Consider the following 2,209-nt stretch of genomic DNA (forward strand, 5'->3'; position numbering starts at 1 on the left):
GCTCTTTTGTTACTTCCGATTTTCCTTCGGAAAATCCTCGCTCACAAAAACGCAACTTTCCATACACAAACACGTTGTGCATAATGTCTGAAAAACGAAATCCGAATTAAAATTTGAGAAAGAAAGAAATATTTTGGTTGATTGGAACGACAATTCTCGTACTGATTTTGAACACGCTGATTTTCGGAATTGACGGATTAAAATCTGACTCGACTCTTGATATAAATATTCACGATACTTATTTCGTAATTGCGAATTTTCATTTCATTCTATTACTCGCAGTTCTGGTGTTTTTTGGAATTTATTTGGTTAGAACATTACGAAAGAATTTTAAAAACTTGACTGCAAATCTGATTTTAATTATTTCGACAATACTTCTGATTTTAGTATTAATCGGAATTGATACGATTTTAGATGCTTTTATTAGACAAACCACGAGTTGGACAATTTATCCGCCTTTAAGCGCTGGAGAAATTGAACCTGAAATAGAACCGAAAGAAAATAATTTAGAAATTTTATCAAGTGTACTTTTTTACACCCAAATATTATTACTGATTTTCCTAGCTTATTGCGGATTTAAAACTGGACGGAATTATAAACGGAACGAATAAAAACACTATGCACAACATCGTGTATAAAAAAATGCTAAATTAGTGCTTAAATTAAGATCGTTGCACTTTTGTTACGTCTGATTTTCCTACGGAAAATCCTCGCTCACAAAAACGCAACTTTTCATACACAAAAACGTTGGCAAACATTACTCACTCGAATTCTGTAAAACACAAAAAAAATGAATATAGAAAACCTTAAATCAATCATTATTGGAAAATGGAAATATCAAGATGGAAGAACGTTGGAATTTGTAACAAGTGAGGATTTTATATTTACTGACAAAAATGGAGTTACACATCCAGAAAAACAAAAATTATTACTTTCTGAGCAAAAAGATGGAACTTTACAATTAAGTATTCCTTTTTTATTTGAAGCAATTGGAATATTAAAATCAGTTTCTAATACTGAAATTATTTACCATAGTCTAGAATTAGATGGAACCAAAAAAGAAAGAAGATTAACTAGAAGTTAAACTCATTCTTTAAAAAATTAACGGAATGAAAATATAGAAATAGAAAAATGAATAAAACTCTTACTGAATTTCTTTATGGAAAAGATTTCAAAAAAGCACTTGATTGCTTTGAAAATAAATTGAATGAATTGGAAACAAAGCATTCGGTATATTTAAAAGACAATAATATTGAATTCAAAGAATCATACATAATAACATTTAATAGTAAAATATTTGATTATTTAATAACAGACGAGAAAGTGAGAGATTTAATGAGTTCAGACTTTGACAAAGCATTTGAAAACTGTTTTTCTGATGTTTTAACAATAGTTTCCAAAACGTAGTTAATTCATTTTAATAAAAATCGTCGGAATGAATAAACTGAATAATAACGATTTGCCAACAACGTGTATAACCAATTGCTCAGTCTGTGTGTACTCGGAAAATCCTGCGGATTTTCCTAATGGTTCGGTTTATTTTGCTAACTTAGTTCTCGCCAACGCAACTAGCCATACACAAAACCGTTGCCATTCATTGACGTAACGCACTCTGAAGCCAAAAATTAGAGTTTATAAAAATTGAGTTTTGACAAGAAAACGCTGAAACTTTACTCAAATTAGGAATAAAAAATTACAGCGGATTTTTTAGCAAATTAAAAAACTGAACTGAATCTGGAATTACACATTCAAACGTGAAATAAGAATCACATCGATTTTATTTAATTCCAAGTATTCTATTAAAGGTTTTTAATTCGCACTTATAAAATTGAATAAATTTTTGTTTGAATGATTTTAAAAAATTGTGCATATTGTAAAGTATTTAAGTGTAATTATAAGACGAAAAAGTATTGAATTTGTTACAAATATTATTTGAATTATAAATCAAAACCAAATTGTGTGTGGAATAAAGCAAGTTTCGGAATTGCTCACTCAAACGGAATTGAAAAATAAAGCGGAATATAATGCTCACGGAATTTACTCAAACTCTAAAAATCTGAAAACGGAATTTAACTGAACAATTTGAACTCTGAGAAAAAACAACGAAATGGCAACAACGTGTATAAAAAATCGCTAGATTAGTGCTTAAATAATGGTAGTTGCATTTTTGCCAACTTCTGATTTTCCTTCGGAAAATCCTCGTCGCCAA

At 29.4% G+C, this 2,209-nt stretch carries 3 protein-coding genes; all 3 read left to right on the forward strand.

What is annotated here, in order from left to right; translation table 11 throughout:
- The first annotated feature begins 113 nt into the window (after positions 1-113).
- The 3 genes from Q4512_RS16315 (at position 114) to Q4512_RS16325 (ending at position 1,407) form a co-directional block, all read left to right on the forward strand.
- A complete protein-coding gene (locus Q4512_RS16315; protein ID WP_303426451.1) occupies positions 114-611 on the forward strand; it encodes a hypothetical protein in 498 nt (165 codons plus the stop codon).
- Between the two features lie 179 nt (positions 612-790).
- Positions 791-1,084 (forward strand): hypothetical protein, encoded by a 294-nt coding sequence (locus Q4512_RS16320; protein WP_303426452.1) that lies wholly within the window; start codon positions 791-793, stop codon positions 1,082-1,084.
- Positions 1,085-1,212: 128 nt separating this feature from the next.
- Positions 1,213-1,407: a hypothetical protein gene (locus Q4512_RS16325; RefSeq protein ID WP_303426453.1), complete on the forward strand. Its 195-nt coding sequence runs from the start codon at positions 1,213-1,215 to the stop codon at positions 1,405-1,407.
- Positions 1,408-2,209: the final 802 nt, after the last annotated feature.

Source organism: Oceanihabitans sp. 2_MG-2023 (genome assembly GCF_030547245.1).
Lineage (GTDB): Bacteria > Bacteroidota > Bacteroidia > Flavobacteriales > Flavobacteriaceae > Oceanihabitans.